Annotated in this window: 16 protein-coding genes, 1 pseudogene and 1 riboswitch; of the genes and pseudogenes, 13 read left to right on the forward strand and 4 right to left on the reverse strand. The window is 33.1% G+C overall.

What is annotated here, in order from left to right; all coding sequences use genetic code 11:
- Position 1: 1 nt before the first annotated feature.
- From H2650_RS01065 to H2650_RS01075, 3 genes are all read right to left on the reverse strand, one after another.
- Entirely contained in the window at positions 2–298 is a 297-nt protein-coding gene (locus H2650_RS01065; protein WP_188048906.1) for a co-chaperone YbbN, read from the reverse strand.
- Between the two features lie 121 nt (positions 299–419).
- Positions 420–1,889, reverse strand: a complete 1,470-nt coding sequence (locus H2650_RS01070) for a hypothetical protein (RefSeq protein ID WP_188048907.1) — start codon at positions 1,887–1,889, stop codon at positions 420–422.
- Between the two features lie 196 nt (positions 1,890–2,085).
- Entirely contained in the window at positions 2,086–3,321 is a 1,236-nt protein-coding gene (locus H2650_RS01075) for a metallophosphoesterase (RefSeq protein WP_188048908.1), read from the reverse strand.
- Positions 3,322–3,656: 335 nt separating this feature from the next.
- Here H2650_RS01075 and polA point away from each other — a divergent pair, with 335 nt between their 5' ends.
- Positions 3,657–6,500: a DNA polymerase I gene (gene polA / locus H2650_RS01080; RefSeq protein ID WP_188048909.1), complete on the forward strand. Its 2,844-nt coding sequence runs from the start codon at positions 3,657–3,659 to the stop codon at positions 6,498–6,500.
- Between the two features lie 141 nt (positions 6,501–6,641).
- On the opposite strand, the gene H2650_RS01085 is transcribed toward polA, so the two are convergent.
- Positions 6,642–7,667 carry a LacI family DNA-binding transcriptional regulator gene (locus H2650_RS01085; RefSeq protein WP_188048910.1) on the reverse strand — a complete coding sequence of 342 codons (1,026 nt, stop codon included), beginning with the start codon at positions 7,665–7,667 and terminating at the stop codon, positions 6,642–6,644.
- Between the two features lie 342 nt (positions 7,668–8,009).
- Here H2650_RS01085 and rplM point away from each other — a divergent pair, with 342 nt between their 5' ends.
- The 12 genes and pseudogenes from rplM to H2650_RS01145 all read left to right on the forward strand — a co-directional run bounded on the left by rplM (position 8,010) and on the right by H2650_RS01145 (position 17,349).
- Complete coding sequence (gene rplM, locus H2650_RS01090) at positions 8,010–8,465, forward strand: 50S ribosomal protein L13 (RefSeq protein WP_188048911.1); 456 nt, start codon at positions 8,010–8,012, stop codon at positions 8,463–8,465.
- Positions 8,465–8,851: a 30S ribosomal protein S9 gene (gene rpsI / locus H2650_RS01095; protein WP_039108715.1), complete on the forward strand. Its 387-nt coding sequence runs from the start codon at positions 8,465–8,467 to the stop codon at positions 8,849–8,851. Before rplM ends, rpsI begins: the two co-directional genes overlap by 1 nt.
- Positions 8,852–9,026: 175 nt before the next feature.
- The gene (rpsB, locus tag H2650_RS01100; protein ID WP_188048912.1) at positions 9,027–9,824 is read left to right on the forward strand and encodes a 30S ribosomal protein S2; all 798 of its coding nucleotides are present in this window, start codon (positions 9,027–9,029) and stop codon (positions 9,822–9,824) included.
- Positions 9,825–9,964: 140 nt separating this feature from the next.
- Entirely contained in the window at positions 9,965–10,927 is a 963-nt protein-coding gene (gene tsf / locus H2650_RS01105; RefSeq protein WP_188048913.1) for a translation elongation factor Ts, read from the forward strand.
- Between the two features lie 89 nt (positions 10,928–11,016).
- Complete coding sequence (locus tag H2650_RS01110) at positions 11,017–11,580, forward strand: DNA-3-methyladenine glycosylase I (protein WP_188048914.1); 564 nt, start codon at positions 11,017–11,019, stop codon at positions 11,578–11,580.
- A gap of 121 nt (positions 11,581–11,701) precedes the next feature.
- A riboswitch (TPP riboswitch) is annotated at positions 11,702–11,799 on the forward strand.
- A 63-nt stretch (positions 11,800–11,862) separates the two neighbouring features.
- On the forward strand, positions 11,863–12,069 hold the full coding sequence (thiS, locus tag H2650_RS01115; RefSeq protein WP_188048915.1) for a sulfur carrier protein ThiS: 207 nt from the start codon (positions 11,863–11,865) through the stop codon (positions 12,067–12,069).
- 207 nt (positions 12,070–12,276) lie between these two features.
- A complete protein-coding gene (gene thiC / locus H2650_RS01120) occupies positions 12,277–14,100 on the forward strand; it encodes a phosphomethylpyrimidine synthase ThiC (RefSeq protein ID WP_188048916.1) in 1,824 nt (607 codons plus the stop codon).
- A 17-nt stretch (positions 14,101–14,117) separates the two neighbouring features.
- On the forward strand, positions 14,118–14,690 hold the full coding sequence (locus H2650_RS01125; RefSeq protein ID WP_188048917.1) for a thiamine phosphate synthase: 573 nt from the start codon (positions 14,118–14,120) through the stop codon (positions 14,688–14,690).
- Positions 14,663–15,418 (forward strand): hydroxymethylpyrimidine/phosphomethylpyrimidine kinase, encoded by a 756-nt coding sequence (locus tag H2650_RS01130; RefSeq protein WP_188048918.1) that lies wholly within the window; start codon positions 14,663–14,665, stop codon positions 15,416–15,418. The genes H2650_RS01125 and H2650_RS01130 overlap by 28 nt, the downstream gene beginning before the upstream one ends.
- The gene (locus H2650_RS01135) at positions 15,411–16,049 is read left to right on the forward strand and encodes a thiamine phosphate synthase (protein ID WP_188048919.1); all 639 of its coding nucleotides are present in this window, start codon (positions 15,411–15,413) and stop codon (positions 16,047–16,049) included. The genes H2650_RS01130 and H2650_RS01135 overlap by 8 nt, the downstream gene beginning before the upstream one ends.
- Positions 16,030–16,806, forward strand: a complete 777-nt coding sequence (locus H2650_RS01140; RefSeq protein WP_188048920.1) for a thiazole synthase — start codon at positions 16,030–16,032, stop codon at positions 16,804–16,806. The genes H2650_RS01135 and H2650_RS01140 overlap by 20 nt, the downstream gene beginning before the upstream one ends.
- Positions 16,807–16,971: 165 nt before the next feature.
- A pseudogene (locus H2650_RS01145) lies at positions 16,972–17,349 on the forward strand (GxxExxY protein).
- Positions 17,350–17,353 lie beyond the last annotated feature (4 nt).

The raw sequence follows: 17,353 nt of genomic DNA on the forward strand, positions 1-17,353 counted from the left end.
GCTATAACTGATCTTGAACAATACCGATAAGAGTATTAGCATCTAACTCACCCGACTGCCTCCATATCATTTCACCTTGCTTATAAATCATTAAAGTGGGTACTCCTTTTATACGAAGTGCCTCGGCCAACTCTTGATTTTTATCAACATCTATTTTAATAACTTTTGCTTTATCTCCAAGAGCAGCTGCAACATCTCTTATTACAGGATGCATAGATACTGACGGTTCATTCCACTCGGTGTAAAAATCAATTAACACGGGGACTTGCGTATTTATAAGTTCTCCAAATTTTGACATAAACTCAAAAATTTATTTATTTTTAAAAGTAATTAAAAATCAGTTGTTGTAGTAAAAAAATAGTTTTTTATTAAAAATTAAAAATAATTTCTGATAAATTAATTTAGATAAAAATAAGTAATTATTTAATTATAACCGTCATGTTTGGTACAATTACATTGCCATTACTACCTGAAAAACGCTGAATAAATACTTCGATATAATCATTAACTTTCATTTCTGTGGATGCATTCAATGGTATCACAACAAAATCATTTACAGAATTACCTTTACCATAAACTTTGTAATTATCTAAAGTCACCCCATTTTTAGCCAAATAAATTATATAAATACCTGTAGCTGGGACTTGAAAAGAAATAGATCCAGAAATTTGGAAAATCCTCTTCTTTTTACCTAAGTAAGTTAACTTTGAGAGATTATCACAAGAAAACCTAAATAAACTTGAAGAAGTACTTACTGCCGCTATTTTATATTTAGTTGAAGAATCAGTTATATTAATTCCAAGCCCGCCAGGAGGAGCATAATCTGCTCCAAAGTCACCTGAGGCAACCGCATCACTTTCTGTAGGAATACCTGCACACCTAACGCTCCAGCTATTATTAAAACTATATCCTCCATAAGTTCCAGAAGTATACTTATTTATATATCCATTTGGATTGTTACCTGTAAAAACTACACTTTCCATAACTGCGTCACCAGTAATTGCTAGACCACTTGTAGATACATCAAATCCAATTGCTGATACATTAACTTCAGAAAAACCTCCTTGTTTTTGTACTAAACCAAATGTTCCAGTTAATTTCTCGAAAGTCCCAGTATTATTTCCGAACCATCCTAAATTACTCAATAGCAATTGACTGATATTACTGTATGTAATTCCAGTTGTATTCCCAGAAAATTGAACAGTACTAATAAAAACTAATCCTAAACCATTTATAGAACCAACATTAGCAGAATTGGCAACAATACAATCTCTAAATATTAGATTTTCAGTACTTGCACCACTAATATTAAAAACTTTTCCACTAGTTGATCTAATGGTAAGTCTAGATATTGTACCTCCTGTTGCACCATCAAAAATATTGCCTGTCGAAAATAAAATGTCATCGCCAGAATCAAGACCCTGTATATATGCACCATTTAAATCTATGGGTTTGTCAAGAACAACAGTTCCATTTATTTCGTACAAATAATTGGTTTTCAAAATATATTTACTACCACCGCCAGCACTTAATTCATCTGCTAAAGCAGTTGCTAACACATCTGTAGATTTTATTCTTTTAAAATTTAACCTACCATTAGTATCTGTGTTCAATTTAACCCAAGAATTAGTAGCTGTAGTATAATGGTAAAATGATTTTAAGGTTGTATCGTAAACGATTAATCCATCTGCTGGAGCAGGACTTGTAATGGCTAATCTTTGAGCAGTGGTCATTCTAGGAGTTAACATTCCTTTCGTGGTCGAAGAAACATCTAGCATAGCACTAGCATTAGGTGTTATAGTTCCTATTCCTACTTGGGCATAAGATTGCACCATGCAAAACATAAATGCAAAAATCCAAAAGTTGCGTTTTAAAGTAATTTTTTTCATAATAAGGTCTGTTTATCTTTTAGATTTTGGGAATCATATACGCTAATTTACTACTATTAATAGAATTAGAACTTGCATAATACTAAAAAAAGATCAAAAATGAAAAATTTAAGCTAATAAATATCAAATATAATATTTTTAACCAGTTTTTTTTTATTTATTATATTATCATTTTAAACTTGTAATAGAAATTAAATTAGGCAATTCCACTACCTCTTTTTAGTTCTATAACGGTAATCTCGGGCATAATTCCTACTCTTCCAGGATAAGCATGAAATCCAAAACCTCTATTTACATATACGTATCTCCCCATATGCTCATACAAACCTGCCCATTGCTTATAAACATATTGTGCTAAACTCCATTTAAAATAGCCAGGAATTTCGATACCAAATTGCATACCGTGCGTATGACCTGAAAGTGTTAATTGGTAATGTTTTTTATCGTGTTGTACTACATGATCCCAATGAGAGGGATCATGACTCATCAAAATTTTAAAATCTTCTTTTTGCAATACTCCCGCAGCTTTGTTTAAATCTCCTGCTTGCTTAAAATTATGACCCCAATTCTCTACTCCTACCAATGCTATTTTAGAATCCCCTTTTTGAATAAAAGTATGTTCATTCAACATCAAATCGAAACCTATTTGACCATATAAGTTTTTAATTGCTTTGAAATTTTCTTCTTTTGCTGTTTCATTAGGCCATGTTACGTATTCACCATAATCATGATTCCCAAGTACCGCATATTTGCCATACGCGTGTTTTTTTATTCTATTAAACGTTTCAATCCAAGGATGCATTTCAGTTGCATGTGTGTTGACAATATCTCCGGTAAACAAAATCAAGTCTGAATTTTGCTCATTTACCAAATCAATTGCATAATTTATCTTTTCAGCATTGTCAAAACTACCGCTGTGAACATCTGATATTTGAGTAACAGTAAAACCATCAAAATCTTCTGGTAAATCAGGAAAGAAAATACGTTGTTTTATTACTTTGTAATTATATTTTCCAACAGTGACACCGTAAATCAAAGACAGAAATGGAATTGTAGCAATTCCTATACCAATTTGACTAACGAACTTGCGTCGCGATTCAAAAAAATCAGCTTCTTTATCATAATTAATAAAGTAATTAACGGTTCCGGCACCTAATCTAAAAATGTCTTCGCCTAATAAAAATAACGTCAAAATTAATTTTGGCACATAAACGATCAGCAATAGGGCCATCGTAATCATTGTTTGATGCGTTTGACCTACACTACGATCAAATTGCATTAAAGAATAAACAATGTATATCAGAAATAAAATACTCAAACTCTCTACTACGATCAAAACTGGCCTCGACCTTATGAGCGTTTTTAAGGCTTGAAAAGTATATAATTCGACAATAGTAACAATAACAAAGAGGAGCGCGAAACGAAAGATCATTTTAATTTAATTTTAAACAAAATAACAAATTAAGAAAACACAATTGGTTTTTATTAATCTAAATTTAACTAAATATACACTTTCGTAAAAGGGAGAATCTGATTAAATTTAAAAACACTACTGTTTCTAGGTTACAACAAAAGCCTATTGCAAAAACTTAAATATTTTTTATTAAACAAAAAAACTAGCTCTAAAACTAAGAACAATCATAATTTAGTACAAAAAAACAGCATTAAAAGCTATAACTAAACAAACGATCTTAGATAAATAAACCAAACCTACACTTCTTTATCTATGCAATTTTGTACTTTTGAAAACTATACAAAATAATACTCATGTCACAACAAAAACGCTTATTCTTACTGGATGCTTACGCTTTAATTTTTAGAGGTTATTATGCCTTTATAAAAAACCCAAGAATTAATTCTAAAGGAATGGATACTTCGGCTATAATGGGTTTTATGAACTCCTTAATGGATGTCATAAAGAGAGAAAAACCAGATCATTTAGCTGTAGCTTTTGATAAAGGCGGAAGTCAATTACGAAATGATATTTTCCCGGAATATAAAGCGCACCGTGACGCCACTCCCGAAGCTATAAAAATTGCAATTCCTTACATTCAAGATTTATTGACTGCAATGCATATTCCTATTATAGAAGTTTCTGGATTTGAAGCTGATGACTTGATAGGCACGATCGCAAAACAGGCAGAAAAACAAAACTACCAAGTTTTTATGGTTACACCCGATAAAGATTTTGCTCAGTTAGTTTCCGAAAACATTTTTATGTACAAACCCGCTCGAATGGGCAACGGTATAGAAATATGGGGCGTTCCAGAAGTCTTAGCTAAATTTGAAATCGAGAGACCTGACCAAGTAATTGATTTTCTGGGAATGATGGGAGATGCTGCAGATAATATTCCTGGACTTCCAGGAGTGGGAGAAGTGACTGCTAAAAAATTATTAAAGGAATTTGGAACCATGGAAAACCTTTTAGCCAATACAGATAAACTAAAAGGAAAAATGAAGGAAAATATAGAAGCCAATAAAGAAAAAGGATTACTATCTAAAACCTTGGCCACTATATTATTGGATTGTCCCGTTCAGTTTAATGAAGATGATTATGAATTATCAAAACCTGACGTAGAAAAAACTGATGCTTTATTTCAGGAACTAGAATTTCGTCAAATGAAAGCACAATTTGACAAATTATACAATCCTTCTTCAGCAGAAAATGAAACTAGTGACGGTACTGATGAAAAAACTTCAAAAAAATTACCTGCAAAAAAAACCAATGAAGAACAGTTTGATTTGTTTGGCTTTTCTGAAGAAAATAACGATGAAGTAAAATCAAATTCTTTCTATGCAACATTAGAAAATACGGACCACAACTACACTTATGTTCAAGGAGATTTAGGAGTAAAGCTTTTTATACAGAATTTAATGAAGCAAACTTCGGTTTGTTTTGATACAGAAACAACTGGAATTGATGCTTTAAATGCAGAATTAGTAGGAATCTCTTTCGCTTGGGAAAAAGGAAAAGCATTTTATGTTCCGTTTCCAGAAAATCGAGAAGAAACTCAGCTTCTTATTGATAAATTTAAACCTTTTTTCGAAAGTGAATCGATAGAGAAAATTGGACAAAACATAAAATACGATTTAAAAATAGTAGCACAATACGGCGTTGAAATTAAAGGAAAACTTTTTGACACGATGATTGCACATTATTTAATTAATCCTGATATGCGTCATAATATGGATATTTTATCAGAAACGTATTTAAAATATTCACCCAAATCAATTGAAGAATTAATTGGAAAAAAAGGCAAAAACCAAAAATCAATGCGCGATGTTGCATTAGAAGAGATTAAAGAATATGCTGCTGAAGATGCAGATATCACTTATCAATTGAAACAAAATTTTTCTCCAATTCTGGATAAAGCAGAAACGAAAAAATTATTTGAGGAGATCGAAATTCCTTTAATTCCCGTTTTAGCAGCAATGGAATTAGAAGGAATTAATCTTGATGTTCCTTTTCTTAAATCGATGTCTGTTGAAATGGCGGCAGAAAGCAATGCGCTGGAGCAAAAAATTTACGAAACGGCTGGTGAAAAATTCAATTTAGCATCCCCAAAACAATTAGGTGATGTCCTTTTTGACAAAATGAAAATTGGTGGAGCCAAACAAAAGAAAACTAAAACAGGTCAGTATGCAACTGGAGAAGAAATTTTATCTTATTTAGCAAACGACAATCCTATTGTAAAAGATATTTTAGAATGGCGCCAAATGGTAAAACTGCAAAGTACTTACATAGATGCTTTACCCAATCAAGTTGATACAAAAACGGGTCGTGTACATACTGATTACATGCAAACCGTCGCTGCTACAGGACGTTTAAGCTCTAACAATCCGAATTTACAAAACATACCCGTTCGAACGGAAAGAGGCCGTTTGATTCGTAAAGCGTTCATTCCTCGCGACGAAAATTACACCTTAATTTCTGCGGATTATTCCCAAATAGAATTGCGGATTATTGCTGCTTTATCTGGTGAGGAGAATATGATAAAAGCGTTTCAAAACAATGAAGACATTCATAAAAGTACCGCAGCCAAAGTATTCAACGTTCCTTTAGAAGAAGTGACAAAAGAACAACGTAGCAATGCTAAAACAGTAAATTTCGGAATTATATATGGCGTTTCTGCCTTTGGACTTTCGAATCAGACTTCACTTTCGCGCAAAGAAAGTGCTGAATTGATTGATGCGTATTATACGACTTATCCGAAACTAAAATCTTATATGGCCAATCAAGTAGATTTTGCTAGAGAAAACGGATATGTTCAAACTGTTTTAGGAAGAAGAAGATACCTGAAAGACATTAATTCTGCCAATATGATGATAAAAAGTGGCGCCGAACGAAATGCTGTAAATGCACCCATTCAAGGAAGTGCCGCTGACATTATAAAAATTGCAATGATTAATATTCATAAAAAATTAATAAATGAAAATTGGAAATCAAAAATGCTGCTGCAAGTACATGATGAGCTTGTTTTTGATGTTCATAACTCTGAATTAGAAAAAATTCAACCTATGATTAAGCATGAAATGGAAAATGCTTTCAAACTAGATGTGCCTTTAGAAGTAGAAATAGGAATAGGTAAAAACTGGTTAGAAGCGCATTAAAAGCACTAGTCAGTTGTCAGTGATAAACTAGTTGTCACCAAGAATAAAACAATCACATTAATTTTAAATGAGATTGTGTGCTTTCTCGCAATGACAATAATCCAAAAAAAAATCCATCTAATCGATGGATTTTTTTGTTTTTTATAACTTCCTGGTAGATTCTCTTTCTTTCAGTTTAGTTTTAATAACCTTGGTTTCATAAGGAACATGCTCTTCTTTAGACTCCAACCTATCAATAAGCAATTTAGCAGCAACCTCACCTATTTCTATTCCGTGTTGGCTTACTGTTGTTAATCGCGGTGACAATCTTCTCGAAGCTAAGATACCGTCAGCAAATCCAATTACAGAAAGTTGTTCGGGTATTTTATATCCTTTTTTAAGTCCAATTTTTAATGCGGCAACAGAATCGGTTTCTTCTAAAGCAAAAATTCCGTCAATGGTATTATTGTCAAGAATTCCTTCTATTTTGTCATTCAAATTTTCTTCAGAATCAGTTCTAAGAATAATATCTTTATTTACAGGAATATTATTAATTTCTAAAGCTTCTAGATATCCTTGAACTCTTAATTTACCCACACTCAAATTGTCTATAGAAGACAATAATGCAATGTTTTTACATCCAAGATTTATCAAATGTTGCGTAGCATTTAAAGCAGAATCAAAATCATCTACTATAACTTTGTCACAATCAACACCTTCGGCAATCCTATCAAACATAACAATGGGAGTTCCGTCATTAATAATTCTAGAAAAATGTTCATATTCTTGATTTTTTTGTGCCTCTTCAGAAACAGAAACAATAAAACCATCAATAGTCCCATTACTCAACATTTCCATAGTATGCTCTTCTTTTTCTAGCGATTCATTAGAAATACACATAATTACATTGTACCCATTTTCATCTGCAATTTTCTCAATACCACTAAAAACTTTTGCAAAAAAAGAGTTTAATATATTTGGAATAATAACACCTATAGTCTTCGTTTTTCTATTTTTAAGATTTAAACCAATAACATTGGGTTTATAATTTTTAAGTTTAGCATATTCCTTAATTTTAACTTTGGTTAACTCACTAATCTCCGGACTATCATTTAGCGCTTTTGAAACTGTAGAAACAGAAACATTGAGTTCTTTTGCGATTTGTTTTAAAGTAGCTTTAACTTTCATAAATAAATTAAATATATAAAATGGAAAAAATCCATTAATGAGACAAAGCAATGTTTAGAATAATAAACATAGTACAAACAAAAATAGTTTATATAATACACAATAGGGCTCTAAAAAATAAGAAATACTCAATATTTTATAAAAAACAAAAGACCGCTAGACAACAATCTATTGGTAAGTAAAATTGTAAATTTTCAGGACAGAAGCATATTTTAAATATACATTTGATAATCAGCACTAAAACAAGTTTAAAATAATCTTTTAAGGTATTTGCATTTAAAATAATTAATTGTACTTTTGCAACCCCTTTATGGGGATGGAATGTTTAATTAAAATAATATTATGGACGCATTAAGCTACAAGACACAATCAGCAAGCAAAGCCACCGTTACAAAAGAGTGGATCGTTGTTGATGCTGATGGGCATAACTTAGGACGTATGGCTTCAAAGATCGCAATGATCCTTAGAGGTAAATACAAAGCAAGTTATACACCACACGTTGACTGTGGAGATAACGTAATTGTTATCAACTCAGAAAAAATTAACCTTACTGGAAACAAAATGGACGAGAAGACTTACATTCGTCACACAGGTTACCCAGGAGGACAAAGATCTTTAACTGCTAAAGTATTGCAATCAAAAAACCCTGCATTATTAGTAGAAAGAGCAGTAAAAGGAATGTTACCTAAAAACAAATTAGGAGCTGAACTTTTCAGAAATTTAAATGTTGTTGTAGGTTCAGAGCACAAGCAAGGCGCTCAAAAACCGAGAACAGTTAACCTTAACGATCTTAAATAATGGGAGTTATTCACAAAATCGGTAGAAGAAAAACCGCTGTTGCACGTGTTTATGTTTCAGAAGGAACAGGAGTAATCACTGTAAACAAAAAAGCATTCGAAACTTATTTCCCAACTGCAACTTTACAGTACAAAGTATTACAACCAATGTCTATGACAGAAAATGTAACTAACTTTGACGTTAAAGTTAACGTTTACGGAGGTGGTTCAACTGGTCAAGCAGAAGCTGTAAGAATGGCATTAGCACGCGTTATGTGTGAAGTAAATGCTGAAAACAGAGGAATATTGAAACCAGAAGGTTTATTAACAAGAGATCCAAGAATGGTTGAACGTAAGAAATTCGGTCAGAAGAAAGCTCGTAAGAGATTCCAATTCTCTAAACGTTAATATTACCTGTCTTGCACACTATGTACAGGACAGTATCAATTTATTATTGAATTTAAAAAACACAGTTGTTGTTGCTCTCCTACCGAGGTAGGAAATAGTTTAGCATCTAAATGTATAAAGCCGGGAAACCGCCATTTGTGCATTGCTAATCAACAGAACGTAAACTAGAACAAAAATGGCAAACAAAATAGAAGTTAAAGACTTACTAGAAGCAGGTGTTCACTTTGGACACATGACTAGAAAATGGGATCCAAACATGGCTCCTTACATCTATATGGAACGTAATGGTATTCACATTATCAATCTATATAAAACTGCAGCAAAAATTGAAGAGGCAAATGACGCTTTGAAAAAAATCGCTGCATCAGGTAGAAAAATATTATTCGTTGCTACCAAAAAACAAGCAAAAGACATCGTTGCTGAAAAAGCAAAAGCTGCAAACATGCCTTACATCACTGAAAGATGGCCTGGTGGAATGCTAACTAACTTTGTAACTATCCGTAAAGCTGTTAAAAAAATGGCTACTATTGATAAAATGAAGAAAGATGGTACATTCATGACTCTTTCTAAAAAAGAGCGTTTACAAGTTGATCGTCTTCGTGCTAAATTAGAGAAAAATTTAGGTTCAATCGCTGACATGTCTAGACTACCAGCTGCTTTGTTCGTAGTTGATATTAAAGCGGAACATATCGCAATAAAAGAAGCTCAAAAATTAAACATTCCAGTTTTCGCAATGGTTGATACTAACTCTGATCCACGTGAAGTAGAGTATGTAATTCCTGCAAATGATGATGCTTCTAAATCAATTGATAAAATTTTAACTTTAGTTACAGCTGCAATTACTGAAGGACTTTCTGATAGAGGTTCTGATAAAGAAGGTGATGCAACTCCTGCTGCTGAACCTGTAGAAGCAACTCCTGTTGCTGAAGCTCCTGCTGTAGAAGCTGCTGCTCCAACTGCAACTGAAGAATAAAACAAAAAGAATTTCCAAATTCTAAAATTCCAAATTCCAAAAATTAAACTCAGCAATGATTTGATTTATCAATTGGAAACTGGAATTTTGGGTTTGGATTTTTTTATTAAAACTATTTTTTAATTTAAAATATAAAAAACATGGCAACAATTACTGCTGCAGACGTAAATAAATTAAGACAAACTACAGGTGCCGGAATGATGGACTGTAAAAAAGCTTTAGTTGAAGCTGATGGAGATTTCGATAAAGCAATACAAAACCTTAGAGAAAAAGGACAAAAAGTTGCTGCTAATCGTTCTGACCGTGAGTCTTCTGAAGGAGCTGCTGTTTCTTTTATTAATGCAGACAAAACTAAAGGAGCTATTATAACTTTAAACTGTGAAACAGATTTCGTAGGTAAAAATGAATCTTTCGTAACTTTAGCTAAAGAATTAGTTGAAAAAGCGATCAACTTTTCTTCTAAAGAAGAATTTTTAGCTTCAGATTTTAACGGAATGACTGTTGCTGAAAAATTAATTGAGCAAACAGGTGTTATTGGTGAAAAAATCGAAATCGGTGGTTTTGAAATCTTAGAAGGTGCTTTTATCGGATCTTATGTTCACGTTAATAAAATTGCTGCATTAACATCTATTTCTACAGCAGTTGATAATGCTGAAGTTTTAACTAAAGATGTGTCTATGCAAGTTGCTTCTATGGGAGCTGATACATTATCTTACAAAGATTTTGATCCTGCTTTCGTAGCTTCTGAACTTGCAGCTCGTATTGCTATAATCGAAAAAGAAAATGAAGAAGCAAAACGTTTAGGAAAAACGTTGAAAAATGTTCCTAAATATATTTCTTTCTCTCAATTAACTGAAGAAGTTCTAAAACAAGCGGAAGAAGATGCTAAAGCAGAATTAAAAGCAGAAGGTAAACCAGAACAAATTTGGGATAAAATTATTCCTGGAAAGGTGCAACGTTTCATTTCTGACAATACTACTTTAGATCAAGAAAAAGCTTTATTAGATCAAAACTTCATCAAAGATGATAGTAAAAAAGTTGGTGATTATGTTAAAGGATTCAATGTTGAAATTACAGGTTTCAAAAGAGTTAGTTTAGGATAATCTATCTTAAACTTCATATTAAAAAATCCCATTTCAAAGCAATTTGAAATGGGATTTTTTTTTATATTTGAATTCTAATATTATCAAAAATGCAAACTAAAACTCGTTGCGCTTGGTGCTTATCAAGTGATCTCTATAAAGAATACCACGATCAAGAATGGGGAAAACCAGTTTATGATGATGCTATTTTTTTTGAATTTCTAATTTTAGAAACATTTCAAGCAGGATTAAGTTGGATTACTATTTTAAAAAAAAGAGAGCATTTTAGAAAAGCTCTTAACCAATTCGATTACATAAAAATAGCACAATACCAAGAAGATAAAATTCAAGCACTCTTAATAGACCCCGGAATCATACGCAATAAATTAAAAGTTCACTCCGCCGTTTCAAATGCAAAAGCCTTTATGAAAATACAAGAAGAGTTTGGAAGTTTTTCTAACTATATCTGGAATTTTACTAATCAAAATCCAATAATCAACCACCCCAAAACACTAAAAGATGTTGTTGCTACTACTCCACTTTCAGATACAATTAGCAAAGATTTAAAAAAAAGAGGCTTTAAATTCGTCGGTTCTACAGTAATTTATGCCTTTTTACAAGCTACTGGAATCGTCAAAGATCATCTACAAGATTGTTGGATTAGCAAACAATAAAACCCTGTTTTACTTTTAATAATATCCCAAAAAAAAATACCATTTAAAAATTTGGGCGACTTATAAAAAATCAATTATTTCTCTATAAATACCATAAACCGAAATAAATTACTACATTTGCAGCTCACTTTAGGGGTGTCTGCAATACTGTAGGCTGAGATTTTACCCTCTGAACCTGATCTAGTTCATACTAGCGTAGGGAAAAGTAAGATGACTTCATCGCGCACTCCTATGCGTAATTGTAGCCATTCCTAAAGTATAATTGAATAAAATTATAACGGAATGGAACTAAAAATAAACAATCAAATAAAACAATTTCAAGCAGATGTGCTACACATCCAAGACGTGCTTGATATTGAAAATTCCCAAAAACAAAATGGAATTGCCGTTGCTATTAACAATATAGTAATTCCAAAATCAAACTGGAATTCACACATTATACAAGAAACCGACGAAATTTTAATTATTTCCGCAACTCAAGGAGGATAATTGGGCTGCTCGGGCTGGCTATCCATTGCAAGTTCGCAGTCAAAAAACTCAAAAACACAGTCGCAACAAGAGCTTCCTTTGGTCGCTTTCTTACTCCTTGTTTTCTAGAGTTTTTGCCTTTGCGAGCTTTTCATTACTATCCCTAGCAGAACAACTACATTTTCAAAACACAACTAGAGAACACTACTAAACACAAAGACTAGAACTATGAACAACGAAGAAAAAATTTCCAGGACACCTTTTCCAAACTCCACTAAAGTTTATATAGATGGTGAAATTCACCCAATAAAAGTGGCGATGCGAGAAATTCATTTAGCAGACACCAAACTTTCTAGAGGAGGCATAGAAACAAATCCTGCTGTAACAGTTTATGATACTTCAGGGCCGTATACGGATCCAAATATTGAAATCGACATTAGAAAAGGATTGCCAAGAATTCGGGAACAATGGATTTTAGATCGCAATGATGTAGAAGAATTGACTCAAATCTCCTCCGAATATGGAAAAAAACGTTTAGAAGAGGAAAAATTAGATCACTTGCGTTTTGAATATTTACACAAACCGATGCGTGCTAAAAAAGGAGCCAATGTTTCGCAATTGTATTACGCAAAACAAGGAATTATCACTCCTGAAATGGAATACATTGCCATTCGCGAAAACCAGCGCTTGGAACAAATAGAAAATCAAACTAAAGCCATGCAGTGCCAGCACGAAGGTCATAGTTTTGGAGCCAACACTCCAAAATCTAAAATTACTCCCGAATTTGTGCGCAGTGAAGTAGCACGAGGAAGAGCAATTATTCCAAATAACATCAACCATCCCGAGAGCGAACCAATGATTGTGGGACGCAATTTCCTTGTAAAAATCAATGCAAATATTGGAAACAGCGCTGTAACTTCAAGCATTGAAGAAGAGGTAGAAAAAGCAGTTTGGGCATGTCGTTGGGGAGCTGACACAATCATGGATTTATCTACAGGAAAAAATATTCATGAAACTAGAGAATGGATTATTCGTAATTCTCCTGTACCTATTGGTACCGTTCCTATTTACCAAGCGTTAGAGAAAGTAAACGGAATAGCCGAAGATCTAACTTGGGAAGTATTCCGCGATACTTTGATAGAACAAGCAGAACAAGGCGTTTCTTATTTTACAATTCACGCGGGAGTTTTATTGCGTTACATTCATTTAACCGCAAATCGTGTTACCGGAATCGTTTCTCGTGGAGGATCTATAATGGCGAAATGGTGTTTATTTCACCACAAAGAAAATTTCTTGTACACGCACTTTGAAGAAATTTGCGAAATTATGAAACAATATGATGTTGCCTTTTCATTGGGAGACGGCTTACGTCCAGGATCAATTGCCGATGCAAATGATGCCGCACAATTTGCCGAATTAGAAACATTAGGAGAGCTCACAAAAGTGGCATGGAAACATGATGTTCAAGTCTTTATTGAAGGTCCTGGTCACGTACCCATGCACATGATAAAGGAAAACATGGACAAACAATTAGAACACTGTGATGAAGCGCCTTTTTATACACTGGGTCCATTAACCACAGATATTGCTCCAGGATATGATCATATCACCTCTGCCATTGGAGCTGCAATGATAGGTTGGTATGGTTGCGCGATGTTGTGTTACGTAACCCCAAAAGAACACCTGGGCTTACCTAATAAAAAAGACGTAAAAGATGGAGTGATCACTTATAAAATCTCTGCTCATGCTGCCGATTTAGCCAAAGGGCATCCAGGAGCACAATACCGCGACAATGCATTGAGCAAAGCACGTTTTGAATTCCGTTGGGAAGATCAATTCAACTTATCGCTAGATCCAGACACCGCAAGGGAATTTCACGACGAGACCCTTCCTGCCGATGGCGCTAAAGTAGCACATTTTTGCTCGATGTGTGGACCAAAATTCTGCTCGATGAAAATATCACAAGAAATTCGCGATGTAGCTGAAGCAGAAAAAGGGATGAAAGAAAAATCAGAAGAGTTTATAGAACAGGGTAAAGAAATTTACATCTAGAAAAAGGCAAACAACGCATGATTGTGATTTCAAATCCCGTAGTTTTAAATAGAGAAAAATTCCTTATCAACACCCTTTTTGAAGAGGGATTGGAATTGTTACATGTACGAAAACCTAATTATTCTGATGAAGAAATGAAAAGTTTTTTGTCTGAGATCAATCAAGAATTCAGATCGAAATTGGTATTGCATAATCACCACCATTTGGCAGCAGAATATGGTATTAATAGGATTCATAACCCTGTCAAAATTCAAAAATTTGGCTGGGATAAACCTAAATTTTCCACATCAACGCATTCTTTAGAAGAGTTTAATGAATTATCAACTTTTTTTGAATATGCCTTTTTAAGTCCTGTGTTTTCCTCTATTTCAAAAACAAATTATCATCCAACAAACGATTTATTTTTAGAGATTAAAAAAAGAACCAATTTTAAAACAAGAATGATTGCGTTGGGCGGTATTCAACCAGAAAACATACCCAAACTATTACAATCCGATTTTGATGATTGTGCGCTTTTAGGAACTATTTGGAACGATGATAATCCAATAAAAAAATTCAAAATATGCCAACAAATCGCTCATATGCATTAAGTATAGCAGGTTTTGATCCCTCTGCTGGGGCTGGTATTCTAGCAGATATTAAAACTTTCGAACAGCACCAAGTGTATGGCTTTGGTATTCAAACAGCCAATACAATACAGACTGAAAATAAATTTTACGATATACAATGGACCGACTTAGACTTTGTGTTAAGTTCAATAGAAGTTCTATTTAACGACTATGAAATTAAAGCCGTAAAAATTGGCATAGTTCCCTCTTTATCTTATCTAAAAAATATAGTTTTTTTGATTAAGCAACTATCCCCAAAAACGAAAATTATTTGGGATACAGTTTTAAAGTCGAGCACAGCATTTGATTTTTTAACAATCGAAAATAACTCCGAATTAATTTCAATTTTAAACGAAGTAGAACTTATAACACCTAATTATGAGGAGATTTTAAAATTAGGAACTGCAAAAGAAAATGCAGATTCAATTACGGAGCGACTAACTAAAAACTGTGCGGTACTCATAAAAGGCGGCCATCATCCTACCGAAACGGGAACTGATTTTTTACACAATCAAAGTCAGATCTTTAGAATTTCACCAGAAACTACCAAAATATATGCTAAACATGGTTCTGGTTGTGTATTATCAGCAGCTATAACGGCTAATCTAGCATTAGATCAAAATCTTTTAAACGCATGCAAAAACGCAAAAATATATTCTGAAAAATTTCTATTATCGAACCCTTCTAAACTAGGCTATCATTATGTATAATAAATTACAATACATTTCTCAAGGAAATACAGTCGAAGAACAAATAACAAATATTCGCAAAGCATTAGACAATGGTTGCGAATGGATTCAATTGCGATTTAAAACTCAAAATACAATGGATCTATTCAATTTAGCCGAGTCTACAAAAATTTTATGCGATGTTTATTCTGCCAATTATATTATTAATGACAATGTTTATTTAGCCCAACAATTTGAGGCCGATGGCGTTCATTTAGGATTGACAGATATGAAAATCAGTGAAGCCAGACAAATTTTAGGCGACACCAAAATGATAGGTGGCACTGCTAATACTTTTGCTGACATTCAGCAAAGATCTGCTGAGCAATGCGACTATATTGGTTTAGGACCTTTTCAACATACAGATACTAAAGAAAATTTGAGTCCAATTTTAGGAATTGAAGGGTATCGTTCAATACTGAAAAAAGTAAAATCAAAGAAGATTGCAATTCCAATATATGCTATTGGAGGAATTGCGCTCGAGAATATAGAAATATTAATGGAAACTGGCATTTACGGTATTGCTGTTTGTAGTCTGATTACAAAAAGCGAAAAGCCTAAAAAACTAATTAGTCAACTTAACGAAAAAATATATGGCAGCGTCACTATTTAAAATTGGAGATAAAATTTTAGAATCGCGATTATTTCTAGGAACGGGAAAATTTGGATCAAATATCCAAATGGAAGAAGCCATACTAGCATCAGGAAGTGAATTAGTAACCGTGGCACTTAAACGAATTGATTTAGAAACCGACACAGATGCGATATTAAAACATTTACAAAACCCAAGAATCAATTTATTACCCAATACTTCAGGTGCAAGAAATGCCAAGGAAGCTGTTTTTGCAGCGCAATTAGCTAGAGAGGCACTAGAAACAAATTGGCTTAAACTCGAAATTCATCCGGATCCAAGATACTTAATGCCTGATCCTATCGAAACTTTGAAAGCAACAGAAGAACTCGCTAAATTAGGATTTATCGTTTTACCGTATATTCACGCTGATCCTGTTTTATGCAAACGATTAGAAGATGTAGGAACGGCAGCTGTAATGCCTCTGGGTTCACCGATAGGAAGTAACAAGGGCTTAAAAACGATCGATTTTTTAGAAATCATCATCGGACAAAGTAAAGTTCCAGTTATAATTGATGCTGGAATTGGCGCTCCATCTGATGCCGCAAAAGCAATGGAGTTAGGTGCTGATGCCGTTTTGGTCAACACTGCAATTGCTGTTGCAGGAAATCCTAAATTAATGGCAGAAGCCTTTAAAGAAGCTGTTATTGCAGGTAGAAAAGCTTTTGAAGCCAAACTCGGTCAACAATTTAATCATGCGATAGCTTCTAGTCCTTTGACTGCTTTCTTATATGAATAAAATATTGAAAACGGCACGCAGATTTTGCAGATCTACACAGATAAAAAATTAAATTTAAATGAATATGCCAGAATCTGCAAAATCTGCTTGCTAAAAAATCATTATTGTTATTTTTTAATATTAAGTAATACATCTAATTAATACTAATTATAAAAATCTAAACAAATGACTGAAAATGAGATATCATTCAAAATAAGAGGAGCAATTTTCAAGGTTTATAATACACTCGGACCAGGTTTATTTGAATCGGTTTATGAAAGTGCTTTGAGTTATGAATTGACTAAAATGGATTTAAAAGTTGAAAGACAACTTGCAATCATAATTCGTTATAACTAAATCATATTAGATGTTGCTTTTAAAATTGATTTATTAGTAGAGGACAAAGTAATTGTTGAGCTGAAATCTGTCGAAGATTTAGCTCCAATTCATTACAAGCAAATTACAAATTATCTAAAGCTTACTAATAAGAAATTAGGAATACTAGTCAATTTCAACACTACAACCATTTTAAATGACATCAAAAGAATTGCCAATAAAATATAAAAAT

It is taken from the genome of Flavobacterium sp. GP15, assembly GCF_014281985.1.
In the GTDB taxonomy this organism is placed as follows: domain Bacteria; phylum Bacteroidota; class Bacteroidia; order Flavobacteriales; family Flavobacteriaceae; genus Flavobacterium; species Flavobacterium pygoscelis.

What these genes read in the sequence shown, in the direction of transcription:
- H2650_RS01065 (WP_188048906.1), bottom strand. Translation starts at nt 298, where the DNA reads ATGTCAAAATTTGGAGAACTTATAAATACGCAAGTCCCCGTGTTAATT.
- H2650_RS01070 (WP_188048907.1), bottom strand. Translation starts at nt 1,889, where the DNA reads ATGAAAAAAATTACTTTAAAACGCAACTTTTGGATTTTTGCATTTATG.
- H2650_RS01075 (WP_188048908.1), bottom strand. Translation starts at nt 3,321, where the DNA reads ATGATCTTTCGTTTCGCGCTCCTCTTTGTTATTGTTACTATTGTCGAA.
- polA (WP_188048909.1), top strand. Translation starts at nt 3,657, where the DNA reads ATGTCACAACAAAAACGCTTATTCTTACTGGATGCTTACGCTTTAATT.
- H2650_RS01085 (WP_188048910.1), bottom strand. Translation starts at nt 7,667, where the DNA reads ATGAAAGTTAAAGCTACTTTAAAACAAATCGCAAAAGAACTCAATGTT.
- rplM (WP_188048911.1), top strand. Translation starts at nt 8,010, where the DNA reads ATGGACGCATTAAGCTACAAGACACAATCAGCAAGCAAAGCCACCGTT.
- rpsI (WP_039108715.1), top strand. Translation starts at nt 8,465, where the DNA reads ATGGGAGTTATTCACAAAATCGGTAGAAGAAAAACCGCTGTTGCACGT.
- rpsB (WP_188048912.1), top strand. Translation starts at nt 9,027, where the DNA reads ATGGCAAACAAAATAGAAGTTAAAGACTTACTAGAAGCAGGTGTTCAC.
- tsf (WP_188048913.1), top strand. Translation starts at nt 9,965, where the DNA reads ATGGCAACAATTACTGCTGCAGACGTAAATAAATTAAGACAAACTACA.
- H2650_RS01110 (WP_188048914.1), top strand. Translation starts at nt 11,017, where the DNA reads ATGCAAACTAAAACTCGTTGCGCTTGGTGCTTATCAAGTGATCTCTAT.
- thiS (WP_188048915.1), top strand. Translation starts at nt 11,863, where the DNA reads ATGGAACTAAAAATAAACAATCAAATAAAACAATTTCAAGCAGATGTG.
- thiC (WP_188048916.1), top strand. Translation starts at nt 12,277, where the DNA reads ATGAACAACGAAGAAAAAATTTCCAGGACACCTTTTCCAAACTCCACT.
- H2650_RS01125 (WP_188048917.1), top strand. Translation starts at nt 14,118, where the DNA reads ATGATTGTGATTTCAAATCCCGTAGTTTTAAATAGAGAAAAATTCCTT.
- H2650_RS01130 (WP_188048918.1), top strand. Translation starts at nt 14,663, where the DNA reads ATGCCAACAAATCGCTCATATGCATTAAGTATAGCAGGTTTTGATCCC.
- H2650_RS01135 (WP_188048919.1), top strand. Translation starts at nt 15,411, where the DNA reads ATGTATAATAAATTACAATACATTTCTCAAGGAAATACAGTCGAAGAA.
- H2650_RS01140 (WP_188048920.1), top strand. Translation starts at nt 16,030, where the DNA reads ATGGCAGCGTCACTATTTAAAATTGGAGATAAAATTTTAGAATCGCGA.